Genomic DNA, 25,941 nt, shown 5'->3' with positions numbered 1-25,941 from the left:
TGAAATATTGACCGGCGGCGGCGGCCGCCTGACAAGAGTATCAGAGTCGGGGCCCCGTGACGAGCGCGGTAAAAACGCTGTTTACTAAAAAGCGGCGCGCTGTTGCTATCGCTTCCACGGAGCTTGTCACAGGGGGGGAATCTGATTATGCTAGCCTAAGCTAAGGCACACGGCGCGGCCGGACGCCGGACCTTCCAGGAGATTGTGTATGACAGATTCAACCGCCTCAGACGACGACTGGCTGATCGAGGAAGACGAGGAGGCGCAGCCGGCGGATGGGGCGGGCGCCCCCGACCAGCGCCAATGGCGCGTGCTGATCGTCGACGACGACGTCGACGTCCACGCCGTCACGCGGCTGGCGCTGCGCAACGTCAGCTTCAAGGGCCGCGAGCTTGAACTGTTCTCCGCCTACAGCGGGCGCGAGGCGTTCGAGATCCTGCGCGACACGCCCGACATCGCGCTGGTGCTGCTCGACGTGGTGATGGAGACCGACGACGCCGGGCTGATACTGGCGCGCCGCATCCGCGAGGAGCTGCACAACGCCATCGTGCGCGTGGTGCTGCGCACCGGCCAGCCGGGCCAAGCGCCCGAGCAGCGCGTCATCATCGAATACGACATCAACGACTACAAGGCCAAGACCGAGCTGACCACGCAGAAGCTGTTCACCACTGTGATCTCGGCGCTGCGCGCGTACGAGAGCCTCAACATGCTCGAGCGCAGCCGCATCGGCCTGGGCAAGATCCTGGCCGGCGCCACCAATCTGTACCAGATCCATTCGCTGCGCGAATTCGCCTCCGGCGTGCTCAATCAGGTCAGCGCGATCCTCGACGTCGGCTCCGACGGCGTGCTATGCCTGATGCAGGGCGACACCGGCGTCACCAGCGTGGTGGCGGCCACCGGCGGCTACGCGGCGCTGAGCGAGTCGGAGCTGATGCCGACCAGCCATCCGCTGTGGCCGACCATCGCCAAGGCCTTCGCCGAAAAGAAAAGCCAGTTCGACCATCCGGCCAACGTGCTGTTCATCCACACGCGGGAAAACCGCGAGGTGGCCATCTCGGTCACGCCGCCGTGGCCCCTGGCGCAGATCCAGCGCGACCTGCTGGAGGTGTTCTGCCAGCGCATCGCGGCCGCCTTCGACAACCTGTACATGTTCGGGCAATTGCGCAAGGCGCAGGAGGCCACCGTGGTGGCGCTGGCCGACCTGGCCGAGTTCCGCGACAGCGGCACCGGCGGCCATGTGCGGCGCGTGCAGCAGCTGTCGTCTTCGCTGGCGGCCCGGCTGGCCGAACGCGGCTCCTATCCCGACGAGATCACGCCGCAGCTGCTGGAGATGATCGGGCTGGCGAGCATCCTGCACGATGTGGGCAAGGTCGCCACGCCCGACCACATCCTGCTCAAGCCGGGCGCCCACACGCCCGAGGAGCGCGCCGAGATGCAGACCCACGCGGCGGTGGGGCGCGCCATCCTGGAGCGCGCCGCCGGCATGGTCGACGGCGTCAGCTACCTGACCTACGGCGCCGCGATCGCCGGCGGGCACCACGAGCATTTCGACGGCAACGGCTATCCGAACCAGCTCAAGGGCACCGACATACCGGTGGCCGCGCGCATCGTCGCCGTGGTCGACGTGTTCGACTCGCTGCTGCACGAGCGGCCGTACAAGGAGCCGTGGCCGCACACCGAGGTGATGACCTACATCACCGAGCGCGCCGGCAAGCAATTCGATCCGGAGGTGGTGGCGTCGTTGCTGGAGCTGATCGAGCGCGATCCGACCATCGGCCGCACGCCGGATTAGGCGCCGCGCCTGCTTGGCGTAAACCCGCACCCCCAGGCGGGGTCGTACCCCCACGGGGTACGACCCCTAAGTGGCGGCGCGAGCCGATCGTTCAAGGCGGGCGGCTTGGATCGACCGGTCCCGTTGACTCTCTTCTGCCGCCATCGCCTCGAATTGCGCCGCCGGCATCGGCCGCGCGAACAAATACCCCTGCGCCTCGTCGCACTGTTTCGAACGCAGGAAGTCGCGCTGCGCCTCGGTCTCCACGCCCTCTGCCACCACGCCCAGCCCCAGCGAATGGGCCAGCGCGATGGTCGCCGCGACGATCACCGCGTCGTCCGGATCGGTCTCGATATCCTTGACGAAGCCGCGGTCGATCTTGATGCGGTCGATGTCGAACAACTTCAAGTAACTGAGCGACGAATAGCCGGTGCCGAAATCGTCGATCGCCACCTTGATGCCGCGCGAGCGCAGCTCGACCAGCAGCGCGCGGCTGCGCTCCGGGTCCTGCATCGCCGCCGATTCGGTGATCTCCAGTTCCAGCAGCGCCGGATCGATGCCCTGGCTGGCCAGCAAATGGTCCAGGTGCGGCAGCAGGCCGGCGCCGTGGCATTGGCGCGCCGACAGGTTGACCGCCAGCCGCAGGTGCGCCAGCGGCGTGCCGCGCCACGCCGCCAGCAGGCCGGTGGCGCGCTTGAGCACCCAGTCGCCCAGCGGCAGGATCAGCCCCGACTCCTCGGCGATCGGGATGAAGCGGTCCGGCCCCACCATGCCCAGTTCCGGGTGGTGCCAGCGCAGCAGCGCCTCGGCGCCGATGATCCGCTGCGTGGCCAGCTCCACCTGCGGCTGCAGATACAGCTCGAACTCTTCCTGTTCGAGCGCCTGCCACAGGCGGTTCTCCAGCATCAGCCGCTCGTGGGTGGCGACGTTCATCTCGGCCGAGAAGAACTGGAAGTTGCCGCGCCCCTGGCTCTTGGCGGCGTACATCGCGGTGTCGGCGTGGCGCATCAGCGTGCTGCCGTCCTCGCCGTCGGACGGGAACATCGCCACGCCCACGCTGGCGCCGCTGTGGATGGTCTTGCCTTCGAGGTCGTAGGGCGCGGTCAGCGATTCGACGATGCGCACGGCGATGTTGGAGACGTCGTCCGGCGTGACGCCGCCGGAGGCGACGACGATGAACTCGTCGCCGCCGAGGCGGGCGATGATGTCGACCTCGCGCAGCAGCTCGCGCAGGCGCTGGGCCACGGCGACGAGCAGCAGGTCGCCGGTCTGGTGGCCGTGGGTGTCGTTGATCTTCTTGAAGTGATCGAGGTCGATGAACAGCACCGCCGCCGCGCCGTGCGCGCGCCGCGTCTGCGCCAGCAGCTGCTCCAGGCGCAGGTTGAGCGACAGGCGGTTGTCCAGGCCCGTCAGGGTGTCGTGGTGGGCCAGCCGGTGGATGCGCTCCTGCGCCATGCGCTGCTCGGTGAGGTCGTGCAGGATGGCGACGAACAGGTGCTCGTCGGGCAGCTCGACCTCGCTCACCGAGATCGCCAGCGGGAACTCGCTGCCGTCGCTGCGCCAGCCGGTGAGGGTGTAGTCGTGCGTGACGCCGCAGGCGATCATGCGCAGCAGGCCGGCCGCGTCGAGGCCGTCGGCCTCGCCGACGCCGACCGGAATCAGGCGTTCGAGCCGCAGGCGCGTCATCTGCTCGGGCGTGTAGCCGAACAGGCGCCCGGCGGCGGCGTTGGCCGACATCAGCAGGCCGTCGCCGTCGATGGTGAGGATGGCGTCGGCGGCCTTGTTCAGGATCGCTTGCAGCCGCGCCTCGCGCTCGCGCAGGCGCGCCGTGCTGTCCTTGACCTGCGCCTGGATGCGGGCGCGCTCGCCGCTGATGAGCAGCATCAGCGTGCCCAGCAAGCCTGTCAGCAGCAGGCCGCAGGTCAGCACGGTCCAGCTTTGCCAGCCGCGCTGCTGCTGCAGGTAGGCCGGCGTCGGCGCCAGGGTCAGTTCGTAGATGCGGCCGCCGAAGTGCAGCTGGTGCTGGAAGTCGCCCGCCGCCGGCGCGCGCTGCAGGCTGTCGCGCAAGGTGCGGCCCGGGGTCTCGTCGTCCATGTCCTCGAAGCGCACCAGGAAGTGCTCGAACTCGGAGCGCTTGAGCGCCTGGTCGAGGTAGGCGTCGAACTGCAGCGCGATCAGCAGCGAGCCGACCGGCTGGTGCTGGGCGTTGTTGGGGTAGACGGTCTGCAGCAGCAGCACGCCGTGGCCGGGCAGGGTGCGCGCGAACTGCAGCGGCGCCGTCGCCGTCGGCTGGCCCGACTGGATCGCCCGTTCCAGCGCGGCGCGGCGCTGGTCCTCGGACAGGAAGTCGAGGCCGACGTAGTCGCGCCCCTCGGCCGGTTCGACGAAGGTGACCGGGAAGTAGCGCGGGCGCAGGGCTGACGGGCGCAGGGCGCCCGTCAGCGAGCGCTCGCGGATCTCGAAGGACGGCGCGACGTGCTGGCGCGCCCAGGACTCGAAGGCGCCGCGGTCGGCGCCCGCCACCGGCATCAGCCAGGCCATCGACAGCAACTCGGGGCGCTGGTCGAGATAGCCGTGCGCCAGGTTGCTGAAGTCGTCCGCCCCCAGCGTGCGGCGCGGATCGTTGAGCGCCTTGGCCATGGCGTAGATGAAGCGTTCGTGTTCGCTGAACTGCGCCTGCAGCAGGTCGCCGGTCTGCTGCGCCTTGAGGCGGAAGGTTTGCAGTTGCTGGTTGCTTTCCCATTTGTCCGCCTGCACGTAGATGGCGATGAAGGCGGCGGCCGACAGCACCAGCGGCAGGCCCACCAGCATGCGGCGGCGCTCCCACAGCGCGCGCGGGCGGCCGATGGCGATCCACGTCAGCGGCGCGGCCAGCAGCACGCCGATGGTGTCGCCCATCCACCAGGCCAGCCAGTCGCCCACCAGGCCGTCCCAGCGCAGCACGCCGGCCAGCAGCATGCCCGACAGCGAGACGGTGCAGCTGATGACGGTGACGCTGGCGGCCAGCAGGATGAAGCGCACCACGTCGCGCCCCGAGCCGAGCGCCGGATCGATGTGGCGGCGGAACAGGCGCGCGCCCACCCAGGCTTGCAGCGTGGCGCCGGCGCCGGTCGACAGCGCGCCGAGCACGGCCGCCGTGGTGACGCCGCCGAAGCCCTGCCAGGCCGGCATGAGGTTGACGCACAGCGAGCCGAGCGCCACGGCCGGCAGCAGCCGCATGCCGCCGACGGCGCAGGCGGCCAGGGCGATGCCGGCGGGAAGGAAGATCGGGGAAGCGTAGCCGGGCGGCAGCGCCAGTAGCAGGCCGAGGCGGCCGGCGATCACATAGGCGGCCAGCAGGGCCAGGTTGGCGAGCAGCACGGTGCGTCGGCCGGCGCCAGGGGAATACAGCTGCGTGGTGTTCAACTGCGGTGCTCCCGGGTCGCGTGGCAGGTTGATGAACGAAAAGCGTCGAAAGCGTCGAAAAGCGGGCGAGCGGCGGACCGATCTGCGACCGATTGTATAGGAAATCATTCAACGTAAAAACAACACTTGCACTTTTGCACGTGGTCCAGTTAAAATCTCGCCCCGAAGCAGACGGTTCATCCTCCAGGACGCAAAATATCGCGTTCCAAGCGTAGCGGGAGGGTTGACAGGTCAAAGTAATTGCTTCATACTCTGCGGTTCCTCGCGGAGGGGTGGCCGAGTGGTTAAAGGCGACAGACTGTAAATCTGTTCTCTATGAGTACGCTGGTTCGAATCCAGCCCCCTCCACCAAGTTGTTGCAGTGAGACTGAGTAGCAAAAGTGAAATGAACGATACCTCGCGGGTGTAGCTCAATGGTAGAGCAGAAGCCTTCCAAGCTTACGACGAGGGTTCGATTCCCTTCACCCGCTCCAGTGTTGTTGCAATGCAGATGCGCAGGCAGGGCATCAAATAGTAGTACCCAATCAGCCCTTTTAGCTCAGTGGTAGAGCACTCCCTTGGTAAGGGAGAGGCCACGTGTTCAATCCACGTAAAGGGCACCAGAATTCGCAGGGCATAAGTACCAGGCAAGACGTCGGCATATATGGCGGCATCGCAGCAAAATTCAGTAGCAAAAAATTCAGCAGCATTCACAGACAGTCGGGCGCGAGCCCGGGCAATCACACCAAATCGTTAGGAGTCTAAAATGGCAAAAGGTAAATTCGAACGGACCAAGCCGCACGTCAACGTCGGCACCATCGGCCACGTCGACCACGGCAAGACCACCCTGACCGCTGCGATCGCAACCGTTCTGTCGAAGAAATTCGGCGGCGAAGCTAAAGCATACGACCAGATCGATGCGGCTCCGGAAGAAAAAGCACGCGGCATCACCATCAACACCGCGCACGTCGAGTACGAAACCGCCGCCCGTCACTATGCGCACGTTGACTGCCCAGGCCACGCCGACTACATCAAAAACATGATCACCGGCGCGGCACAGATGGACGGCGCGATCCTGGTGTGCTCCGCGGCCGACGGCCCGATGCCACAGACCCGCGAGCACATCCTGCTGGCCCGTCAAGTTGGCGTTCCATACATCATCGTGTTCCTGAACAAGTGCGACCTGGTCGACGACGCGGAACTGCTGGAACTGGTCGAAATGGAAGTTCGTGAATTGTTGTCGAAATACGAATTCCCAGGCGACGACGTGCCTATCATCAAAGGTTCGGCCCGTATGGCGCTGGACGGCAAAGAAGGCGAAATGGGCGTTGACTCGATCATGCGCCTGGCCGATGCACTGGATTCGTACATCCCTACGCCAGAGCGCGCAGTGGACGGCGCCTTCCTGATGCCAGTGGAAGATGTGTTCTCGATCTCGGGTCGCGGCACCGTGGTGACCGGTCGTATCGAGCGCGGCATCATCAAGGTCGGCGAAGAGATCGAAATCGTCGGTATCACCGACACCGTCAAGACCACTTGCACCGGCGTGGAAATGTTCCGCAAGCTGCTGGACCAGGGTCAAGCCGGCGACAACGTCGGTCTGCTGCTGCGCGGCACCAAGCGTGAAGACGTGCAGCGTGGCCAGGTTCTGGCCAAGCCAGGTTCGATCAAGCCGCACAACCACTTCACCGGCGAGATCTACGTTCTGTCGAAAGATGAAGGCGGCCGCCACACCCCGTTCTTCAACAACTATCGTCCACAGTTCTACTTCCGTACGACTGACGTGACCGGTTCGATCGAGCTGCCAGCGGACAAAGAAATGGTTATGCCAGGCGACAACGTGTCGATCACCGTCAAGCTGATCAACCCGATCGCGATGGAAGAAGGTCTGCGCTTCGCTATCCGCGAAGGCGGCCGTACCGTTGGCGCAGGTGTTGTTGCGAAGATCATCGCTTAAGGAATATCCTGACTTACCACCAGGGGCGTCTCTGGTGGTATAATCGATATCCTTTGTAGTTTTACGTAGGGACGTAGCTCAATTGGCAGAGCGTCGGTCTCCAAAACCGAAGGTTGGGGGTTCGATGCCCTCCGTCCCTGCCACCGTTTTCTGGTGCAGGGCACCGAAAGTAAATTAAATGTCAAATCAATCCGTGCAGACCGTCAGCACGTCGAATGACAAGATTAAGGTTGTGCTGGCAATTGCCGTCGCAATCGCAGGCGTGGTGGGGTTCTATTACCTGTCAGACAAACCAGCTCTCGTGCGCGCAGGCGCACTTGTAGCTGGTTTGGCTTTTGCCGTTCTGCTCTTGTGGACTTCGTCGACTGGCCGTGATTTCCTGAATTTCGCCAAAGAAGCCGTGCGCGAAACGAAAAAGGTCGTTTGGCCTACCCGTCGCGAAGCGACCCAGATCACGGGCATCGTGTTCGCCTTCGTGCTGGTGATGGCGCTGTTCCTGTGGGGCACGGATAAGACATTGGAATTCCTGTTGTACGATCTCATTCTGGGCATACGAAAATAATGAACGAAAACGTGCAAGATGATGCGGCAGGCGAACCGGTGACCGGCGAAGTTCCGGCGACCGAGGCCGTCGCGGCGCCGGTAAGCGTTCCAGTAAGTAACAAGCGCTGGTACGTGGTTCATGCGTATTCCGGTATGGAAAAAAGCGTGCAGCGCGCGCTGACCGAGCGCGTCGAACGCGCCGGCATGCAGGACCAGTTCGGCCAGATCCTGGTGCCGACCGAAGAAGTGGTGGAAGTCAAGAACGGTCAGAAGTCCGTCACCGAGCGGCGTTTCTTCCCGGGCTATGTCCTGGTTGAGATGGAAATGACCGACGAGACGTGGCACTTGGTGAAAAACACCAACAAGGTGACCGGTTTCATTGGCGGCAAATCGAACAAGCCGACCCCGATTCCAGCGCGCGAGATCGACAAGATCATGCAGCAGATGCAAGAGGGTGTCGAGAAGCCACGGCCAAAAGTGCTGTACGAAGTGGGCGAACAAGTCCGCATCAAGGATGGTCCGTTCACCGACTTCAACGGCAACGTCGAGGAAGTCAACTACGAGAAATCGAAAGTGCGCGTCTCGGTCACCATCTTCGGCCGCGCCACACCAGTCGAGCTCGAATTCGGCCAGGTCGAAAAAGTATAAGCAACACCGTTCGCCAGAACGGGCGACGGTGTAAAAACCCGACAAATCTGGCACCAGAGGAGCCCCGCCATGCAAGCGATCGCATGGCGGGGCGCTACTACTCATACCCAAGATAGGAGCCATCATGGCAAAGAAAATCATTGGTTTTATCAAGCTGCAAGTGCCAGCTGGTAAAGCAAACCCATCCCCACCGATCGGTCCAGCGCTGGGTCAGCGCGGTCTGAACATCATGGAATTCTGCAAAGCGTTCAACGCGCAGACCCAGGGTATGGAACCAGGCATGCCGATCCCGGTCGTCATCACCGCGTTCGCCGACAAGTCGTTCACCTTCGTGATGAAGACGCCGCCAGCGACCTACCTGATCAAGAAGCACGCCGGCATCACCAAAGGTTCGCCGAAGCCACATACCGACAAAGTCGGTAAGCTGAGCCGCGCTCAAGCTGAAGAAATCGCTAAATTGAAAACGCCGGATCTGACCGCTGCCGACATGGATGCCGCTGTACGCACCATCGCCGGTTCCGCACGTTCGATGGGCATCACGGTGGAAGGTCTGTAATCATGGCAAAACTGTCCAAACGCGCAAAAGCTATCAAGGCTAAAGTTGATAGCACCAAGACCTATGCATTCGACAACGCCGTCGCGCTGATCAAGGAACTGGCCACCGCCAAGTTCAATGAATCGATCGACGTGTCGGTACAGCTGGGCGTGGATCCTAAGAAGTCGGACCAGGTCGTTCGCGGTTCCGTCGTGTTGCCAGCCGGCACCGGCAAGACCGTTCGCGTCGCCGTGTTCGCTTCGGGCGAAAAGGCCGAGCAGGCGAAAGCCGCCGGCGCCGACGTTGTTGGTATGGAAGACCTGGCCGAGCGCGTCAAAGCCGGCGACATGCCTTTCGATATCGTCATCGCTTCGCCAGACACCATGCGTATCGTCGGTACCCTGGGTCAGATCCTGGGCCCACGCGGCCTGATGCCTAACCCGAAGGTCGGCACTGTTACCCCTGACGTCGCTACCGCCGTGAAAAACGCGAAAGCCGGTCAAGTCCAGTACCGTACCGACAAAGCCGGTATCATCCACGCAACGATCGGCCGCAAGTCGTTCGCCGACGCCGATCTGAAGAGCAACCTGGTTGCCCTGATCGACGCGCTGAACAAAGCCAAGCCGGCATCGAGCAAAGGTGTTTACCTGCGCAAGGTCTCGCTGTCGTCGACCATGGGCGCTGGCGTCCGTGTCGACCAGGCTACCCTGGCTGCTTAAGTTTTAAAAATCAAGTCCTCGTGCGGCTCAGTCGCATGGGGCAGTTCTTTGGGCTGGTCGAGACTGCTTGCAGTAGCGGCCAGACAATCAAAGACCGTTGGGCTCAGCGCAGCAGGCAGGCGCCGGGTTAATTGAATTTTTCACCCAACGCAGATGGTGTACCCGATCAAGTTTCGTAGTCCATTGGACTCCTAAACCTCGGACGCCGTTGTTCGAACCGATGGCAGGCAGTCGCCCGTCATCATTTAAGGAGGTTGACCGTGGGTCTCAATCTGAATGACAAAAAGGCCGTCGTCGCCGAAGTTTCCGCAAAAGTAGCAAGCGCGCAAACTATCGTCGTGGCCGAATATCGTGGCATCCAGGTTGCTCACTTGACGCAACTTCGTGCCAAAGCGCGCGCTCAAGGCGTGTACCTGCGTGTGTTGAAAAATACGCTCGCTCGTCGCTCCGTCGAAGGCACGCAGTTCGCCAGCCTGGCAGACAGCATGACCGGTCCGTTGATCTACTCGATCTCGGACGATGCCGTTGCAGCAGCTAAAGTCATCGCTGACTTCGCTAAAACCAACGACAAACTGGTCATCACCGCAGGCAACTACGCAGGCAAGCAGCTGGATAAAGCAGCTGTTACCGCGTTGGCGAGCATTCCTAGCCGTGAAGTCCTCATTTCGCAGTTGTTGGGCGTTATGCTGGCTCCGGTGTCGGGCTTTGCACGTGGTCTGGCTGCTCTGGCAGCGAAAAAATCCGAAGGCGCTCCTGCCGCTGCTGAAGCAGTGGCGGAAGAAGCCCCAGCCGCTTAATTGCGACTGCGTCCCCGTCTAGGCGGGGCGGATTTTTCTCAAGTACCAATCTGATGTACTAACGAATCAATAAATTATTGGAGTTTCAAATGGCAATTAGCAAAGACGACATCCTGGCAGCAGTTAGCGAAATGTCCGTAATGGACCTGAACGAACTGGTCAAAGCTTTCGAAGAAAAATTCGGCGTTTCGGCCGCAGCAATGGCAGCTCCAGCAGCTGGCGGCGCCGCAGCTGGCGCGGCTGTTGAAGAACAGACCGAATTCAACGTTGTTCTGACCGAAGTCGGCGCGAACAAAGTCGGCGTCATCAAAGCAGTTCGCGAAATCACCGGTCTGGGCCTGAAAGAAGCCAAAGACGTGGTCGATGGCGCACCGAAGACCGTGAAAGAAGCTCTGTCGAAAGCCGACGCTGAAGCCGCTAAGAAGAAGCTGGAAGAAGCTGGCGCCAAGGCCGACCTGAAGTAATCAAGTTGTACGGCGGCTAGTTAGCGCCTCGAGCCAAAGCTGCGGATTTCCTTTCGAAAGGGAGGAAATCCGGCTTTGGCTCCTTTGTCGTCCTCGTCGTATTTGTAGCGTTTTGTCCGACGCTGCAGTGGTTAGTAGTTTATTCAAATCAGCTGGAAATGGTAGAGATTTCAGGTTTCGTCTGTGTGACATGCAGCCGAGATCGTTGCTGAAGTGGCTGTGGGGCGGTCGAAGCTGACCGGTTCGCGCACTGGCAAAACCTGAATTTTTTATCCTTTCTGTCACTCACGGAGTGTCCATGCACTACTCATTTACTGAGAAGAAACGCATTCGCAAATCATTCGCGAAGCGCGCCAACGTTCACCACGTTCCGTTCCTGCTGGCTACCCAGCTCGAGTCCTACCATAGTTTCCTGCAGGAAGACGTCGCACCGTCGACCCGCAAGAACGACGGCCTGCAGTCGGCCTTTACCTCGATATTCCCCATCGTGTCGCACAATGGCTTTGCGCGTCTCGAATTCCTGTCGTACGTCCTGGGCGATCCCGCCTTCGACGTCAAGGAATGCCAACTGCGTGGCCTGACGTTCGCGTCGCCGCTGCGCGCCAAGGTGCGTCTGGTGATCCTGGACAAGGAATCGCCGACCAAACCGGTCGTCAAAGAGATGAAGGAACAGGAAGTCTACATGGGCGAACTGCCTTTGATGACGACCACCGGTTCGTTCGTCATCAATGGTACCGAGCGCGTTATCGTTTCGCAGCTGCATCGCTCCCCTGGCGTGTTCTTCGAACACGACCGCGGCAAGACCCACTCGTCGGGCAAACTGCTGTTCTCCGCGCGTATCATTCCTTACCGCGGTTCGTGGCTGGACTTCGAGTTCGATCCGAAAGACATCCTGTTCTTCCGCGTCGACCGCCGCCGCAAAATGCCGGTCACGATCCTGCTCAAAGCCATCGGCATGTCGCACGAGCAAATCCTGGCGAACTTCTTCGTCTTCGACAATTTCAACCTGCGCTCGGAAGGCGCGGAGATGGAATTCGTTGCCGAGCGTCTGCGTGGCGAAGTCGCCCGCTTCGACATCGTCAACAAGGAAGGCAAGACCCTGGTGCTGAAGGACAAGCGCATCAACGCCAAGCACGTGCGCGACATCGAATCGAACGGCATCAAGCATATTTCCGTGCCGGAAGACTACCTGCTGGGCCGCGTGCTGGCCAAGAACATCGTTGATCCGGAGACCGGCGAAGTCGTCGCGTCCGCCAACGACGAGCTGACCGAAGACGTCCTCGGCCGCCTGCGCGAAGCCAACATCAGCGAAATCCAGACGCTGTACACCAACGATCTGGACCAGGGCGCGTACATTTCGCAAACCCTGCGCATCGACGACACCGCCGACCAGATGGCCGCCCGCGTCGCGATCTACCGCATGATGCGTCCTGGCGAACCGCCAACGGAAGACTCGGTCGAAGCGCTGTTCAACGGCCTGTTCTACAGCGCCGACCGCTACGACCTGTCGGCCGTCGGCCGCATGAAGTTCAACCGCCGCATCGGCCGCGACGAACTGACCGGCGCCATGACGTTGTCGAACGAAGACGTGCTGGCCGTGATCAAGATCCTGGTGGAACTGCGCAATGGCCGCGGCGAAGTCGACGATATCGATCACCTGGGTAACCGCCGCGTGCGTTGCGTCGGCGAACTGGCCGAAAACCAGTTCCGCGCCGGCCTGGTGCGCGTCGAGCGCGCCGTCAAGGAACGCCTCGGCCAGGCCGAAGCGGATAACCTGATGCCGCACGACCTGATCAACAGCAAGCCGATCTCGGCCGCGATCCGCGAGTTCTTCGGTTCGTCGCAGCTGTCGCAGTTTATGGACCAGACCAACCCGCTGTCGGAAATCACGCACAAACGCCGCGTTTCCGCCCTGGGACCTGGCGGTCTGACCCGCGAACGCGCCGGCTTCGAGGTGCGCGACGTGCACCCGACCCACTACGGCCGCGTGTGCCCGATCGAAACGCCTGAAGGCCCGAACATCGGCCTGATCAACTCGCTGGCACTGTACGCCCGCCTGAACGAATACGGCTTCCTGGAAACCCCGTACCGCAAGGTCGAAGGCTCCAAGATCACCGACCAGATCGATTACCTGTCGGCGATCGAAGAAGGCCGCTACATCATCGCTCAGGCGAACGCGACCATCAGTGCCGAAGGCACCTTGAGCGACGAGCTGGTCTCGGCCCGTGAAGCCGGCGAAACCATTCTGGTCTCCCCGGAGCGCATCCAGTACATGGACGTCGCCCCAGGCCAGATCGTGTCCGTCGCCGCGTCGCTGATTCCGTTCCTGGAACACGATGATGCGAACCGCGCATTGATGGGTGCCAACATGCAGCGCCAGGCCGTTCCTTGCCTGCGCCCTGAAAAAGCACTGGTCGGTACCGGTATCGAACGCACCGTGGCAGTCGACTCGGGCACCACCGTGCAGGCCCTGCGCGGCGGTATCGTCGACTACATCGATGCGGGCCGTGTCGTGATTCGCGTGAACGATGACGAAGCGACCGCCGGCGAAGTCGGTGTCGACATCTACAACCTGATCAAGTACACCCGTTCGAACCAGAACACCAACATCAACCAGCGTCCTATCGTCAAGGTGGGCGACCGTGTGGCCAAGCGCGACGTGATCGCCGACGGCGCATCGACCGACCTGGGTGAATTGGCGCTGGGCCAGAACATGACCGTGGCCTTCATGCCATGGAATGGTCTGAACTTCGAGGATTCGATCCTGATCTCGGAAAACGTCGTCAAGGACGACCGTTACACGTCGATCCACATCGAAGAACTGAGCGTCGTTGCTCGCGATACCAAACTGGGCGCGGAAGAAATCACCCGCGACATCTCGAACCTGGCCGAGAACCAGCTGGCTCGTCTGGATGAGTCCGGTATCGTCTACATCGGCGCCGAAGTGCAGGCCGGCGACACCCTGGTCGGTAAAGTGACGCCGAAGGGCGAAACCCAGCTGACCCCGGAAGAAAAGCTGCTGCGCGCGATCTTCGGCGAGAAGGCTTCGGACGTCAAGGACACCTCGCTGCGCGTGCCATCGGGCATGATCGGCACCGTCATCGACGTGCAGGTCTTCACCCGCGAAGGCATCGTCCGCGACAAGCGCGCGCAACAGATCATCGACGATGAACTGAAGCGTTTCCGCCTGGACTTGAACGACCAGATGCGTATCGTCGAGGGCGACGCCTTCCAGCGTCTGGAAAAAATGCTGATCAACCAGGTCGTCAATGGCGGTCCGAAGAAGCTGGCCAAGGGCGCCAAGATCACCAAGGAATACCTGGACGATCTGGACAAGTACCATTGGTTCGACATCCGTCCGGCCGACGACGCCGCCGCCACCGCCCTCGAAGCGATCAAGGAATCGATCAACGAGAAGCGTCACCAGTTCGATCTGGCCTTCGAAGAGAAGCGCAAGAAGCTGACGCAGGGCGACGAGCTGCAACCTGGCGTGCAGAAGATGGTCAAAGTGTATCTGGCCGTTAAGCGCCGCCTGCAGTCGGGCGACAAGATGGCGGGTCGCCACGGTAACAAGGGTGTGGTTTCCCGTATCGTGCCGGTCGAAGACATGCCATACATGGCCGACGGCACGCCGGCGGACGTGGTGCTGAACCCGCTGGGTGTTCCTTCGCGTATGAACGTGGGGCAGATTCTCGAGACCCACCTGGGTTGGGCGGCCAAGGGCCTGGGTATCCGTATCGGCGAGATGCTGCAACAGCAGATCAAGGTCGAAGAGATGCGCAAGTTCCTGACCACCGTCTACAACGAGAACGGCCGTCCGGAAGATCTGGACCAGTTCGACGACGAAGAGATCATGAAGCTGGCGAACAACCTGAAGAAGGGTGTTCCGTTCGCCACCCCGGTGTTCGACGGCGCGCACGAGTCGGAAATCCGCCGCATGCTGGACCTGGCGTACCCGGACGACATCGCCCAGAAACTGGGCATGACCCCGTCGAAGAACCAGGTCACGATGTACGACGGCCGCACCGGCGAAGCGTTCGAGCGCAAGGTCACCGTCGGCGTGATGCACATGCTCAAACTGCACCACTTGGTCGACGACAAGATGCACGCGCGTTCGACCGGTCCGTACTCGCTGGTGACGCAGCAGCCGCTGGGCGGTAAAGCCCAGTTCGGCGGCCAGCGCTTCGGTGAGATGGAGGTGTGGGCACTGGAAGCGTACGGCGCATCGTACGTGCTGCAAGAGATGTTGACCGTGAAGTCCGATGACGTGAATGGCCGTACCAAAGTGTACGAAAACCTGGTCAAAGGCGACCACGTGATCGACGCCGGTATGCCTGAATCGTTCAACGTGCTGGTCAAGGAAATCCGTTCGCTGGGTATCGATATCGACCTCGAACGAAACTAAAAGACAGGAAACACTGTCGTTTGGTTTGAGAAACGCAAAGCCCGGCTGGGTAACCAGTCCGGGCGATGTAGTCTCAGGAATTAGAAGTTTAATCACCTCTGGAGTGATACATGAAAGCACTGCTCGATCTATTCAAGCAAGTACAGACGAACGAGACCTTTGACGCGATCAAGATCGGTCTCGCCTCGCCTGAAAAAATCCGTTCGTGGTCCTACGGCGAAGTTAAAAAGCCGGAAACCATCAACTATCGTACCTTCAAGCCTGAGCGCGACGGTCTGTTCTGCGCCAAGATCTTTGGCCCGATCAAGGACTACGAATGCCTGTGCGGCAAGTACAAGCGCCTGAAGCACCGCGGTGTGATCTGCGAAAAGTGCGGCGTTGAAGTTACCCTGGCCAAGGTGCGCCGCGAGCGCATGGGCCACATCGAGCTGGCCTCGCCGACCGCCCACATCTGGTTCCTGAAATCGCTGCCGTCGCGTCTGGGCATGGTGCTGGACATGACCCTGCGGGACATCGAACGCGTGCTGTACTTCGAAGCATACGTCGTGACCGATCCAGGCATGACCCCGCTGAAGAAGTGCCAGATCATGTCGGAAGACGACTACGCCGCCAAGTACGAAGAGTACGGCGACGACTTCACCGCCTTCATGGGCGCCGAAGGTATCCGTGAACTGCTGCGCTCGATCGACATCCACCGCGATGCCGAGACCCTGCGCGTGGAACTGAAGGAATCGAAGTCCGAAGCGAAGATCAAGAAATACGCCAAGCGTCTGAAAGTGCTGGAAGCGTTCCAGCGTTCGGGCATCAAGCCCGAGTGGATGATCATGGAAGTGCTGCCGGTGCTGCCGCCGGAACTGCGTCCGCTGGTCCCGCTGGACGGCGGCCGTTTCGCGACCTCGGATCTGAACGATCTGTATCGCCGCGTGATCAACCGTAACAACCGCCTGAAACGCCTGATGGAGCTGCGCGCTCCAGAGATCATCACGCGCAACGAAAAGCGCATGCTGCAAGAAGCGGTCGACTCGCTGCTGGACAACGGCCGTCGCGGCAAAGCGATGACCGGCGCCAACAAGCGTCCGCTGAAATCGCTGGCAGAGATGATCAAAGGTAAGGGCGGTCGTTTCCGTCAGAACTTGCTGGGTAAGCGCGTCGACTACTCGGGCCGTTCGGTCATCGTGGTGGGTCCGCAGCTGAAACTGCACCAGTGCGGTCTGCCGAAGCTGATGGCCCTCGAGCTGTTCAAGCCGTTCATCTTCAACAAGCTGGAACTGATGGGCTTGGCTACCACGATCAAGGCCGCTAAAAAGCTGGTCGAGATTCAAGAGCCGGTCGTCTGGGACATCCTGGAAGACGTGATCCGCGAACACCCGATCATGCTGAACCGTGCGCCTACCTTGCACCGTCTGGGCATCCAGGCTTTCGAGCCGGTCCTGATTGAAGGCAAGGCCATCCAGCTGCACCCACTCGTCTGCGCGGCGTTCAACGCCGACTTCGACGGTGACCAGATGGCTGTGCACGTTCCGCTGTCGATCGAAGCGCAGATGGAAGCGCGCACCCTGATGCTGGCGTCGAACAACATCCTGTTCCCGTCGAACGGCGAACCGTCGATCGTTCCTTCGCAGGATATCGTGCTGGGTCTGTACTACGCGACCCGCGAAGCGATCAACGCGAAGAACGAAGGCATGCTGTTCCAGGACGTGTCGGAAGTCATCCGCGCCTACGACAACAAGGAAGTGGAACTGACGACCCGCATCACCGTGCGCATCGTCGAGCATCCGAAAGATCCGGCGACGGGCGAATTCGTCCGCACCGTGACGCGTTACGAGACCACGATCGGCCGCGCCATCCTGTCGGAAATCCTGCCGAAAGGCCTGCCTTTCTCGGTGCTGAACCGCGCGCTGAAAAAGAAAGAAATTTCCAAGCTGATCAACACCTCGTTCCGTAAGTGCGGCCTGCGCGCCACGGTCGTGTTCGCTGACCAACTGATGCAGTCGGGCTTCCGCCTGGCGACCCGCGCCGGTATTTCGATCTGCGTGGACGACATGCTGGTACCGCCACAAAAAGTCACCCTGATTTCGGCCGCCGAGTCCGAAGTCAAACAGATCGAGCAGCAGTACGCCTCGGGTCTGGTGACCTCCGGCGAGCGCTACAACAAGGTGGTCGACATCTGGGGCAAGACCTCGGACGAAGTCGGCAAGGCCATGATGGACCAGCTGAAAGTGGAAGACGTCATCAAGCGTGACGGCACCAAGTCGACCCAGGAATCGTTCAACGCGATTTACATGATGGCCGACTCGGGCGCCCGCGGTTCGGCGGCGCAGATTCGCCAGCTGGCCGGTATGCGTGGTCTGATGGCGAAACCGGATGGTTCGATTATCGAAACGCCGATCACCGCGAACTTCCGCGAAGGTCTGAACGTTTTGCAGTACTTCATTTCGACCCACGGCGCTCGTAAAGGTCTGGCCGATACGGCGCTGAAAACCGCGAACTCGGGGTACCTGACCCGTCGTCTGGTCGACGTGACCCAGGATCTGGTCGTCATCGAAGATGATTGCGGCACGACCAACGGCACCTTGATGAAGGCGATGGTCGAGGGTGGTGAAGTGATCGAAGCGCTGCGCGACCGTATCCTCGGCCGCGTGGTGGTCAACGACGTCGTCAATCCGGAAACCCAGGCTACCTTGTACGAAGCCGGCACCCTGATGGACGAGGACATGGTCGAAGAGATCGAGCGTCTGTCGATCGACGAAGTCAAGGTCCGCACCCCGCTGACTTGCGACACGCGCTTCGGCCTGTGCGCCAAGTGCTACGGCCGCGATCTGGGCCGCGGCATGCTGGTCAACGCCGGCGAAGCCGTCGGTGTGGTCGCCGCGCAGTCGATCGGCGAACCAGGTACCCAGCTGACCATGCGTACGTTCCACATCGGTGGTGCGGCGTCGCGTGCGGCGGTGGCCTCGTCGGTCGAAGCGAAGTCGAACGGTACCATCCGTTTCACCTCGACCATGCGTTACGTCACCAACGGCAAGGGCGCGCAAATCGTCATTTCCCGTTCGGGCGAAGTGCTGATCACCGACGACCACGGCCGTGAGCGCGAGCGTCACAAGGTGCCGTACGGCGCGACCCTGATCGTCAAGGACGGCATGGTCATCAAGGCCGGCACGGCCCTGGCGACCTGGGATCCGCTGACCCGTCCGATCATCACCGAGTACGCCGGTGTGGTGCGTTTCGAGAACGTCGAAGAAGGCGTGACCGTTGCCCGTCAGGTGGACGAAGTGACCGGTCTGTCGACCCTGGTTGTGATCGATGCGAAGCGTCGTGGTTCGCTGACCAAGACCATGCGTCCGCAAGTGAAACTGCTGAACGACTCGAACGAAGAAGTCAAGATCGCCGGCACCGAACACTCGGTGGCGATCGGCTTCCAGGTCGGCGCGCTGATCATGGTGAAAGACGGCCAGGCGGTATCGGTCGGCGAAGTGCTGGCACGTATCCCGACCGAATCGCAGAAGACCCGCGATATTACCGGTGGTCTGCCGCGCGTTGCCGAGCTGTTCGAAGCACGTTCGCCGAAGGACGCGGGTATGCTGGCCGAAGTGACCGGTACGGTTGCATTCGGTAAGGAAACCAAAGGTAAGCAGCGTCTGGAAATCACGGACATGGACGGCAACAAGCACGAGTTCTTGATCACCAAGGACAAGCAAGTGCTGGTCCACGACGGCCAGGTGGTGAACAAGGGCGAGATGATTGTCGACGGCCCTGCCGATCCACAAGACATTCTGCGTCTGCTGGGTATCGAAGCGCTGGCCCGTTATATCGTTGACGAAGTGCAGGACGTTTATCGTCTGCAGGGCGTTAAGATTAACGACAAGCACATTGAAGTCATTGTGCGCCAGATGCTGCGTCGCGTTCAGATCGTTAATGCCGGCGACACCAACTATATCGTTGGCGAGCAGGTCGAGCGTTCGGAACTGCTGGATGAAAACGATCGTGTGAATGCGGAGAATAAGATCCCTGCAACCTACGAAAACGTTCTGCTGGGTATTACCAAGGCGTCGCTGTCGACCGATTCGTTTATCTCGGCCGCATCGTTCCAGGAAACCACCCGCGTTCTGACGGAAGCCGCAATCATGGGCAAGCGCGATGGTCTGCGCGGTCTGAAAGAAAACGTCATCGTTGGTCGTCTGATTCCAGGCGGCACCGGTCTGGCATTCCACCGCGCTCGCAAAGAGAAAGAGCAGTGGGAAGTGGAAGAGCGTCAAGCTCTGCTGCTGGCAGAAAAAGCCTCGATGTCCGGCGGCGATGTGGAAGCGACCGAAACTGTCGCCCCGCACGACGGCGAAGCGTAATAGAAATAAAGCGCAATATGGAACGGCACCTTCGGGTGCCGTTTTTTTATGCCCGAATATTTATATCGGGCTATAAACAATATTTCCCGGCAATTAAATGACCCCGATATGTATAACCGCCTCGCACATAAAACAACATGTCCCGCTCCAGCGCCATCGTCCAAATAACGTTGCACACCGTGAAGACACGTAGGGCGGATTAGGCGGCACGCCGTAATCGGCCAAGCGCCGCCAATAACGCCGCGCGAGAGCGCCACCGGGAACTAAGGTATAGTCCGTGTAGAATTGGTGGACCTGACCCCGGAGTTTGCGCCAGCAATTAGTTTGTTCATGCTAAGATCTGGCTCATGATTGCTCAAGCCCTCTTCACCCCCGCCCAGCAGAAACTGCTGGGCTTGCTGTTTGTACGTGTCAATCAAGGTTTCCACTTGAACGAGATCATGCGTCTGACCGGCCTGGGCAGCGCTTCGGCCCAGCGCGAACTCAAACGCCTGCACGAATCCGGCGTCATCACGTCCGAACGCATCGGCAATGTGCGCCGCTTCAAGCCCAACAAGGATTGCATCGTGTTCGGGGAATTAAGCAGCCTGGTCAAGAAAACCTTCGGCCTGGTCAGCGTATTGAATTCCGCGCTGGCGCCGCTGCAGCACGTATTGAACGTGGCCTTTGTTTATGGCGCGACCGCCAAGGAACACGAGGGCATGGATACGCCGGTGGAGTTATTGCTGATCGGAGATAACACCAGCTACGGCGAATTATTATCCAGGCTGCCGGTCGCCGAGCGCTTATTGCGCCGGAAGATCAATCCCAATCTCTATTCGATTCCCGATTTTAAGCGCCGCCTGCGCGAGCAACAGCCATTTATTCTGCAGGTATTGCGCGAGCAGAAAATCTATGTGTTGGGCGATGAATCCGATTTGGAAAAAGTCAGCGGCGAGGAACCCGCGCCTTAATCACGCGGTTTAATATTCCACCGCCTATTCATTCGACCAGCCGGCGGCAACCTGTTTTTGCGGAAACGATAGAGAAAACCGCGTATATCGCCCGGCCTGCGATTCGCAACGAATCTTCCCGCCAAACGCGGTAATCACTTGCTCGCAAAACGCCAGCCCCATTCCGGTGCCGCCGCCATTATGCCGCGTGCTGTAAAACGGTTCAAAAACATGGGGCAGGACATCGGCCGGTATGCCGCTGCCGGTATCGGTGACCAGCAGCTTTTTATCGGCGCCGTCGATAAAGAAGGCGATCTCCAATTCTCCCCGGCCGGCCGATTTGATCGCGTACAAAGCGTTCTTGAACAGGTTGTACAGCACGTAGACCAGCAGCACGTCGGAGCCGAAGAACGTGAAATCGTGCCCTCCCTTGACCACCACTTTGTCCCGCATCGAGCTTTCGAACGGATAGCAGGCCAGTGCCTCCTCCACGCATTTTTTGATTGAATGGTTGGCGAAATCACTACGGCTGAGCATGCCGGCGCGCGCCGAGGCCAGCATCATGTCGACCACGAAATTCGAGCGGCTGATCTCGGCGTCGATATGCTGGGTCAGCTTGCCGAGGTAGTCCAGTTGCGCAGGTTGCAAGGTTGGCTCGATCAGCTTGTGTTCGACCGCCAGGTGGTAGCCGGCCAGCAGCTCCGGCAGCGACTTGGCCAGCACCCGCGATTGGCTGCGGATGGTGGCCAGCGGCGTGCGCATTTCATGGGCGATCGAGGCGGCCACCTCCATCGGGTCGGCCAGCAGGTTGTGCCGGACCATCGCCTGGGCGATCAGGCCGAGGCTGGCGGCGACAAACAGCATTCCCGGCGGATAAAACTGCACGCCGTAATTGCACAGATAGTCGACCGATGCGAAAAAGTAAATCAGCATGCTGACCAGGCAATAGCGCAAGCGGGTTTTCTCGGTCGACACGGCCAGCTGTTGGCGGCGGTACAGCAGCCATAGGCTGCGGCCCACGACCAACACGGTGTGCAGCAGGTGCAGCACGTGCAGCGGACCGGCCTTGGGATAAAAACCGAAAAAGTAAGTGTAGAGGCCGGCGATGAGCCAGTTGCTGCTCAGCAGGATCACGCCCAGCAGCCCGGCGAACAGGTACGACAGTTCGACCCAGCGCCGCTCGCTGCGGTGGGCGGTGATCTCGGCGACGAAATGGTACAAGGTGGTCGGCAGGAACAGGATCAGCAGGTAGCCGAGCTTGGCAGCCGCCAGCGCCTCATCCGGGTCGCGGATCTGGAACAGAATGGCCCAGGAAAATTGCCAGCAAAAGGTGGTGGTGCAGAGCAGAAACAAGGTCAGGCTGACCCGGCTGACTCCCCGCGAGTGCAACACGTATGCCCCGTAGCTCAGGAAGAGTAGCGAGACAACGGCGGGCAGGAGAGAGTGCATGTGCGCATTCGACAGGCTTGATGAAAGTCGAAGTATTGCGCGAGCCGGATAAGGCCGCTTGTATTTCGGGATGGTTCTTGCGATAGATCAAAGTGGCGCGAGATTGTGTCAACGCCAGCAGTTACTGTCACAAATGTGTTAAAAAGCCATGGCCTCAGGGTGGGCCGCCACGATGTCGTCACCGTGGCGGCCCTCGCGCTTATCGCTGGGAGGCGATCCAGCGGTCGACCTTTTCCTCCAGCAGGGCCAGCGGCACGGTGCCGTCGCTGAGCACCACCTCATGGAATTTAGGCAGGCTGAAGCGCTCGCCCAAGGCCTCCTCGGCGCGATGGCGCAGTTCGACGATCTTGAGCGAACCGATCTTGTAGCCCAGCGCCTGGCCCGGCCATGCCATGTAGCGCTCGGTCTCGGTCTTGGCGTAGTCGTCGTAGCCCAGGGTGTCGCGCATGTACTGGATGCTTTGCTCGCGGGTCCAGCCCTGCGCGTGCATGCCGGTGTCGACCACCAGGCGGGTGGCGCGCAGCAACTCGTCGTTCAGGTGGCCGAAGTATTGCGCCGGATCGTCGAACAAGCCCATTTCCTTGCCCAGGGTTTCGGAATACAGCGCCCAGCCTTCGGTGAAGGCGTTGTTGCCGCCGTACTTGCGGAAGTCGGGCAGGTTCAGTTCCTGCATCAGCGCGATGTGGAAGTGGTGGCCCGGCTTGCCCTCGTGCAGGAACAGCGTGGTCATGCCGGTGCTGCCGTACTTGGTCGGATCGTTGACGACCGACCAGAACACGCCCGGGCGCGAACCGTCGCCGGCCGGCGCCGTGTAGTGGTCGGACGCGGTGGCGCGGCTCAGCTCGGGTTCCAGCCGCAGGTCCAGTTTGGCCTTCGGCATCAGGGTGAACATCTGCGGCAGCTTGGTGTCGAGCACATCGTTCAGCTTGTGGAACACGGCCTGCACTTCCTGCTCCGTCTTGAACGGACGGAACTTGTCCTGCGCGGCGACCCACACCGGCAAGCCCTTGGCCGGGCCGTTGTAGCCGAGCTTGGGTCCGAGCACGGCGAACTGCTGCTGGATGCGCGCCACTTCGCGCAGGCCGATGGCGTGGATCGCGTCCGGTTTAAGCGTGGTGGTGGTGGCGTTGGCGACGCGCGCCTGATACCACGCGGCGCCGTCCGGCAGCGCGCCGAGGCCGGTCGAGGTGCGGCAGGCCGGCAGGTAGTCTTTTTCCAGGAAGGCGGCCAGGCGGGCCAGCGCCGGCATGATGTCGTCGCCGACGGTCTTGCGGTAGGCGGCCGTCAGGCGCTGCTTGTCGGCGTCGCTGAAGCCGGCCGGCAGTTTCTTGATCGGCGTGTAGAAGATGTTGCTTTCGGGGGTGTCGCTGACCAGCTTCTTGAACTGCGGCAGCGCCGAGATCATGATGGCCTTGGGCTGGGTGATGCCTTTTTTCATGCCTTCGCGCATGTTGGCGATGGCCTGGTCGATCCACGCCGGCATCTGCGAGATGCGGCTCAGGTAGGCGTCGTATTCCTTGACGGTGGCGATCGGCTGCGACGCCTCGCCGCCGGCGTAGTTGGCCAGCACGACCGGCACGCTGTCCATCTGCGTGATGGGCAACAGATGCTCGGGGAAGCGCTCCATGGCCAGCAGGCCGCGCAGCTCGTAGGCGAGGATGTCGTAGTTGATGCGGTCTTCGGCGTTCAGGTGGGCGCGCTTGATGGTCTTGAGGCGCTTGCTGAAGTCGCGGTACATCTTGAACTGCAGCGCGCGCTTGCCCGGCGAGATGCTCAGGCCGAGCTGGTCGTCGTAGCGGTTGTCGCCGTTCTCGGTGGCGCCGATCGGCTCGTAGCGGGCGACGGCGTCGTAGTATTGGTCGGCGATGGCCAGCAGCGCCTGGTGCGCCGGCGTGGCGCTGACGCGCGGCACGGCGGTTTCCGGGGCCGCTATGGTATTGCTGATTGGAACGAAGACCAGCGCGAGCGCGGCCGCGACGCTGGCAAGACGGGTTGCATGCTTCATGTTTTGTTTCCTGGTCGATGATAACTCTGGCGGCGACTAGCATAAGGCATAGCGTCGACCGGCCAAGAAACAAATTGTATCAAGCTACCTCAGGCGGCCGCTTCGGCGAAGCGGCTCTCGTACAGCGCCGCCACCAGATCCGATTGCGTGATGATGCCGGCGAAGCGCTGCTCGTCGTCGACCACCGGAATGTGGTGGAAGCCGGAGTCGGCCATCAGCGGCACCAGGTCGACGATGGGCGTGTCGAGCCGCGCCGTGGTCGGGTGGTGGGTCATGATCTGGCCGACCACCTCGGCCTTTTCGGTGTGCGTCACGCCGCTCTTGCGCAGGAAGCGCCGCAATTGCTTGCGGATGTCGCCGTAGTTGTCCAGCCCGCCGTGGTCGAGGAAATCGGTTTGCGTGACGATGCCGATCACCCGGCGCGCGCGGTTGAGCACCGGCAGGGCCGCGACGTGATGGCGCCGCATCAGCTGCCACGCCTGCTCGAGGTCGGTCCCGAATTCGGCGCTGACGATGTCGCGCGACATGATGTCCTCGCAATTGATGATGCCGAAGCGGCGCTGGTAGGCGCGCTGCTCGGTCTGCATGAACAGCGATTCCAGGTCGTCGCGACTGATGTCGAGCACCTGGTCGTGTTGCTTGAGCACGGCGTCCAGGTCCTCGGGCTTGAAGCCCAGCCGCACGGTCGGCACCGCGTCCCTGGTGCCGTGCGGATTCGGATGGGCGGCCTGCTGCGTGTGCGGATAGCGGCGCCCGGTCAGGTTGTTGTAGACGACGGCCATGCCGGTGAGGATGGCGGTGTTGACCAGCACCGTCAGCAGCGCGAATTCGAATCCGGCCGCGTGCACGGCGGGGCCGCCGATGACGGTCGTCAACGCCACCGCGCCGCCCGGCGGATGCAGGCAGCGCAGCGCGAACATGGCGGCGATCGCCGCGCCGACGGCCACCCCGCACAGCATCGGCAGCGGCAAACCCGCGCCCAGCCAGCGCACGCAGGCCGCGCCCACCAGGCCGCTGACGACGTTGCCGCCGATGGCGGACCAGGGTTGGGCCAGCGGACTGGCGGGCAGGGCGAACAGCAGCACGGCCGAGGCCCCCATCGGCGCGACCATGAAGATGGAGGCGCTGCTGGGCTCGAGCAGGAAGTGGCTGAGGACGGCGGTGATCAGCAGGCCGCACAGCGCGCCGAGGGCGGCACGCAACTGTTCGGCGCCGCTGGCGGTGGTCGGGCTGGGGAGCCAGCGGTCCAGGAAAGCGCGCATGGGCTTAATGAGTATTTGAAATAACTATTATCCCATGCCGGGCCGGCTCATGCACATTCATTGCACCTTATTGGTGCGAATCCCGGTGGGACACCAGCTCCAGCGGCAACGCCGTCGTGTATTTGATCTGTTCCATCGAGAACGCCGACGACACCCCGGTCAGCTGGCCGACCTTGATCAGGCGCTTGTAAAACGCGTCGTAGCCGTCGATGTCGGTGGTGACGACTTTGAGCAGGTAATCGACGTCGCCGCTCATGCGGTGGAATTCCTGCACTTCCGGCAACGCCATGACGGCGGCGGCGAAGCGGTCGAGCCACTTGGCGTCGTGCTGGCCGGTGCGCACGCTGACATACACCGTCACCGGCAGCCCGACCTTGCGCCGGTTGACGATGGCGACGCGGCTTTCGATATAGCCTTCCTCTTCCAGGCGCTTGACCCGTTTCCAGCAAGGCGTGCTGGACAGGCCGACCTTCTCGCTGAGCGCGGCGATCGAGAGCGTGCCGTCGACCTGCAGCGCGGCCAGGATGGCACAGTCGAATTTATCGAGTGAATTCATGTGGAGTGTGGTGAAAAAGAAGAATGAACATCCTGCACTTTATCAGAACCTTGGATGGAGCCGACCGCAACCCAAAAAGGTGATTTATACCGGATTGATCGATAGCGAAGCATGCTCATGCCAGGAGGTGCGTCAATAACAGACTATTTTGGCATATTTTATCGTTGCCGC

At 61.5% G+C, this 25,941-nt stretch carries 17 protein-coding genes and 4 tRNA genes; 16 read left to right on the top strand and 5 right to left on the bottom strand.

Annotated elements, in window-relative coordinates; genetic code table 11:
* Positions 1-208 precede the first annotated feature (208 nt).
* Positions 209-1,792, top strand: coding sequence for a DUF3369 domain-containing protein (locus MRBLMU1_RS10890; RefSeq protein ID WP_363500854.1), 1,584 nt, complete (start codon positions 209-211; stop codon positions 1,790-1,792).
* Positions 1,793-1,858: 66 nt separating this feature from the next.
* Here MRBLMU1_RS10890 and MRBLMU1_RS10885 read toward each other — a convergent pair whose 3' ends face one another.
* A complete protein-coding gene (locus MRBLMU1_RS10885; RefSeq protein WP_363500851.1) occupies positions 1,859-5,176 on the bottom strand; it encodes an EAL domain-containing protein in 3,318 nt (1,105 codons plus the stop codon).
* Positions 5,177-5,442: 266 nt separating this feature from the next.
* On the opposite strand from MRBLMU1_RS10885, the gene MRBLMU1_RS10880 reads away from it, so the two are divergent.
* The 14 genes from MRBLMU1_RS10880 to MRBLMU1_RS10815 all read left to right on the top strand — a co-directional run bounded on the left by MRBLMU1_RS10880 (position 5,443) and on the right by MRBLMU1_RS10815 (position 20,519).
* Positions 5,443-5,527, top strand: a tRNA-Tyr gene (locus MRBLMU1_RS10880).
* Between the two features lie 48 nt (positions 5,528-5,575).
* A tRNA-Gly gene (locus MRBLMU1_RS10875) sits at positions 5,576-5,649 on the top strand.
* A gap of 54 nt (positions 5,650-5,703) precedes the next feature.
* Positions 5,704-5,778, top strand: a tRNA-Thr gene (locus tag MRBLMU1_RS10870).
* A gap of 143 nt (positions 5,779-5,921) precedes the next feature.
* On the top strand, positions 5,922-7,112 hold the full coding sequence (gene tuf, locus MRBLMU1_RS10865) for an elongation factor Tu (RefSeq protein WP_363500678.1): 1,191 nt from the start codon (positions 5,922-5,924) through the stop codon (positions 7,110-7,112).
* A gap of 67 nt (positions 7,113-7,179) precedes the next feature.
* Positions 7,180-7,255: transfer RNA gene (locus MRBLMU1_RS10860), tRNA-Trp, on the top strand.
* Between the two features lie 35 nt (positions 7,256-7,290).
* A complete protein-coding gene (secE, locus tag MRBLMU1_RS10855; RefSeq protein WP_363500848.1) occupies positions 7,291-7,674 on the top strand; it encodes a preprotein translocase subunit SecE in 384 nt (127 codons plus the stop codon).
* On the top strand, positions 7,674-8,303 hold the full coding sequence (nusG, locus tag MRBLMU1_RS10850; RefSeq protein WP_363500845.1) for a transcription termination/antitermination protein NusG: 630 nt from the start codon (positions 7,674-7,676) through the stop codon (positions 8,301-8,303). Before secE ends, nusG begins: the two co-directional genes overlap by 1 nt.
* 124 nt (positions 8,304-8,427) lie before the next feature.
* Positions 8,428-8,859 carry a 50S ribosomal protein L11 gene (gene rplK / locus MRBLMU1_RS10845; protein WP_363500842.1) on the top strand — a complete coding sequence of 144 codons (432 nt, stop codon included), beginning with the start codon at positions 8,428-8,430 and terminating at the stop codon, positions 8,857-8,859.
* A gap of 2 nt (positions 8,860-8,861) precedes the next feature.
* On the top strand, positions 8,862-9,557 hold the full coding sequence (rplA, locus tag MRBLMU1_RS10840) for a 50S ribosomal protein L1 (protein WP_363500839.1): 696 nt from the start codon (positions 8,862-8,864) through the stop codon (positions 9,555-9,557).
* Positions 9,558-9,817: 260 nt separating this feature from the next.
* Positions 9,818-10,354: a 50S ribosomal protein L10 gene (rplJ, locus tag MRBLMU1_RS10835; RefSeq protein WP_363500836.1), complete on the top strand. Its 537-nt coding sequence runs from the start codon at positions 9,818-9,820 to the stop codon at positions 10,352-10,354.
* A gap of 89 nt (positions 10,355-10,443) precedes the next feature.
* Complete coding sequence (gene rplL / locus MRBLMU1_RS10830) at positions 10,444-10,818, top strand: 50S ribosomal protein L7/L12 (RefSeq protein ID WP_209720660.1); 375 nt, start codon at positions 10,444-10,446, stop codon at positions 10,816-10,818.
* Positions 10,819-11,116: 298 nt separating this feature from the next.
* Positions 11,117-15,223: a DNA-directed RNA polymerase subunit beta gene (rpoB, locus tag MRBLMU1_RS10825; protein ID WP_363500832.1), complete on the top strand. Its 4,107-nt coding sequence runs from the start codon at positions 11,117-11,119 to the stop codon at positions 15,221-15,223.
* A gap of 110 nt (positions 15,224-15,333) precedes the next feature.
* On the top strand, positions 15,334-19,566 hold the full coding sequence (rpoC, locus tag MRBLMU1_RS10820) for a DNA-directed RNA polymerase subunit beta' (RefSeq protein WP_363500829.1): 4,233 nt from the start codon (positions 15,334-15,336) through the stop codon (positions 19,564-19,566).
* A gap of 347 nt (positions 19,567-19,913) precedes the next feature.
* Positions 19,914-20,519 carry an ArsR family transcriptional regulator gene (locus MRBLMU1_RS10815; protein WP_363500826.1) on the top strand — a complete coding sequence of 202 codons (606 nt, stop codon included), beginning with the start codon at positions 19,914-19,916 and terminating at the stop codon, positions 20,517-20,519.
* A 24-nt stretch (positions 20,520-20,543) separates the two neighbouring features.
* On the opposite strand, the gene MRBLMU1_RS10810 is transcribed toward MRBLMU1_RS10815, so the two are convergent.
* Positions 20,544-21,947: a sensor histidine kinase gene (locus tag MRBLMU1_RS10810; protein ID WP_363500823.1), complete on the bottom strand. Its 1,404-nt coding sequence runs from the start codon at positions 21,945-21,947 to the stop codon at positions 20,544-20,546.
* A 105-nt stretch (positions 21,948-22,052) separates the two neighbouring features.
* Between MRBLMU1_RS10810 and MRBLMU1_RS10805 the strand changes: the two genes are divergently transcribed.
* Positions 22,053-22,217 (top strand): ubiquitin-like domain-containing protein, encoded by a 165-nt coding sequence (locus MRBLMU1_RS10805; RefSeq protein WP_363500820.1) that lies wholly within the window; start codon positions 22,053-22,055, stop codon positions 22,215-22,217.
* Here the strand turns inward: MRBLMU1_RS10805 and MRBLMU1_RS10800 are convergent.
* From MRBLMU1_RS10800 to MRBLMU1_RS10790, 3 genes are all read right to left on the bottom strand, one after another.
* Complete coding sequence (locus MRBLMU1_RS10800; protein WP_363500817.1) at positions 22,147-23,952, bottom strand: DUF885 domain-containing protein; 1,806 nt, start codon at positions 23,950-23,952, stop codon at positions 22,147-22,149. The two genes, MRBLMU1_RS10805 and MRBLMU1_RS10800, sit on opposite strands and share 71 nt — an antisense overlap.
* A gap of 89 nt (positions 23,953-24,041) precedes the next feature.
* The gene (locus tag MRBLMU1_RS10795; RefSeq protein ID WP_363500814.1) at positions 24,042-25,214 is read right to left on the bottom strand and encodes an HPP family protein; all 1,173 of its coding nucleotides are present in this window, start codon (positions 25,212-25,214) and stop codon (positions 24,042-24,044) included.
* A 67-nt stretch (positions 25,215-25,281) separates the two neighbouring features.
* A complete protein-coding gene (locus MRBLMU1_RS10790; RefSeq protein WP_363500811.1) occupies positions 25,282-25,770 on the bottom strand; it encodes an Lrp/AsnC family transcriptional regulator in 489 nt (162 codons plus the stop codon).
* Positions 25,771-25,941: the final 171 nt, after the last annotated feature.

It is taken from the genome of Burkholderia sp. LMU1-1-1.1, from assembly GCF_040675865.1.
In the GTDB taxonomy this organism is placed as follows: domain Bacteria; phylum Pseudomonadota; class Gammaproteobacteria; order Burkholderiales; family Burkholderiaceae_D; genus Rugamonas.
The sequence above is the reverse complement of the archived record's forward strand: the minus strand, read 5'-3'. Positions and strand labels throughout refer to the sequence as shown.

Bases quoted from the DNA above. Each gene is read 5' to 3' on its own strand.
- rplL (WP_209720660.1), top strand. From the start codon at position 10,444: ATGGCAATTAGCAAAGACGACATCCTGGCAGCAGTTAGCGAAATGTCC.
- rplK (WP_363500842.1), top strand. From the start codon at position 8,428: ATGGCAAAGAAAATCATTGGTTTTATCAAGCTGCAAGTGCCAGCTGGT.
- rpoB (WP_363500832.1), top strand. From the start codon at position 11,117: ATGCACTACTCATTTACTGAGAAGAAACGCATTCGCAAATCATTCGCG.
- MRBLMU1_RS10795 (WP_363500814.1), bottom strand. From the start codon at position 25,214: ATGCGCGCTTTCCTGGACCGCTGGCTCCCCAGCCCGACCACCGCCAGC.
- MRBLMU1_RS10890 (WP_363500854.1), top strand. From the start codon at position 209: ATGACAGATTCAACCGCCTCAGACGACGACTGGCTGATCGAGGAAGAC.
- tuf (WP_363500678.1), top strand. From the start codon at position 5,922: ATGGCAAAAGGTAAATTCGAACGGACCAAGCCGCACGTCAACGTCGGC.
- nusG (WP_363500845.1), top strand. From the start codon at position 7,674: ATGAACGAAAACGTGCAAGATGATGCGGCAGGCGAACCGGTGACCGGC.
- secE (WP_363500848.1), top strand. From the start codon at position 7,291: ATGTCAAATCAATCCGTGCAGACCGTCAGCACGTCGAATGACAAGATT.
- rplA (WP_363500839.1), top strand. From the start codon at position 8,862: ATGGCAAAACTGTCCAAACGCGCAAAAGCTATCAAGGCTAAAGTTGAT.
- MRBLMU1_RS10810 (WP_363500823.1), bottom strand. From the start codon at position 21,947: ATGCACTCTCTCCTGCCCGCCGTTGTCTCGCTACTCTTCCTGAGCTAC.
- rpoC (WP_363500829.1), top strand. From the start codon at position 15,334: ATGAAAGCACTGCTCGATCTATTCAAGCAAGTACAGACGAACGAGACC.
- MRBLMU1_RS10800 (WP_363500817.1), bottom strand. From the start codon at position 23,952: ATGAAGCATGCAACCCGTCTTGCCAGCGTCGCGGCCGCGCTCGCGCTG.
- MRBLMU1_RS10790 (WP_363500811.1), bottom strand. From the start codon at position 25,770: ATGAATTCACTCGATAAATTCGACTGTGCCATCCTGGCCGCGCTGCAG.
- MRBLMU1_RS10815 (WP_363500826.1), top strand. From the start codon at position 19,914: ATGATTGCTCAAGCCCTCTTCACCCCCGCCCAGCAGAAACTGCTGGGC.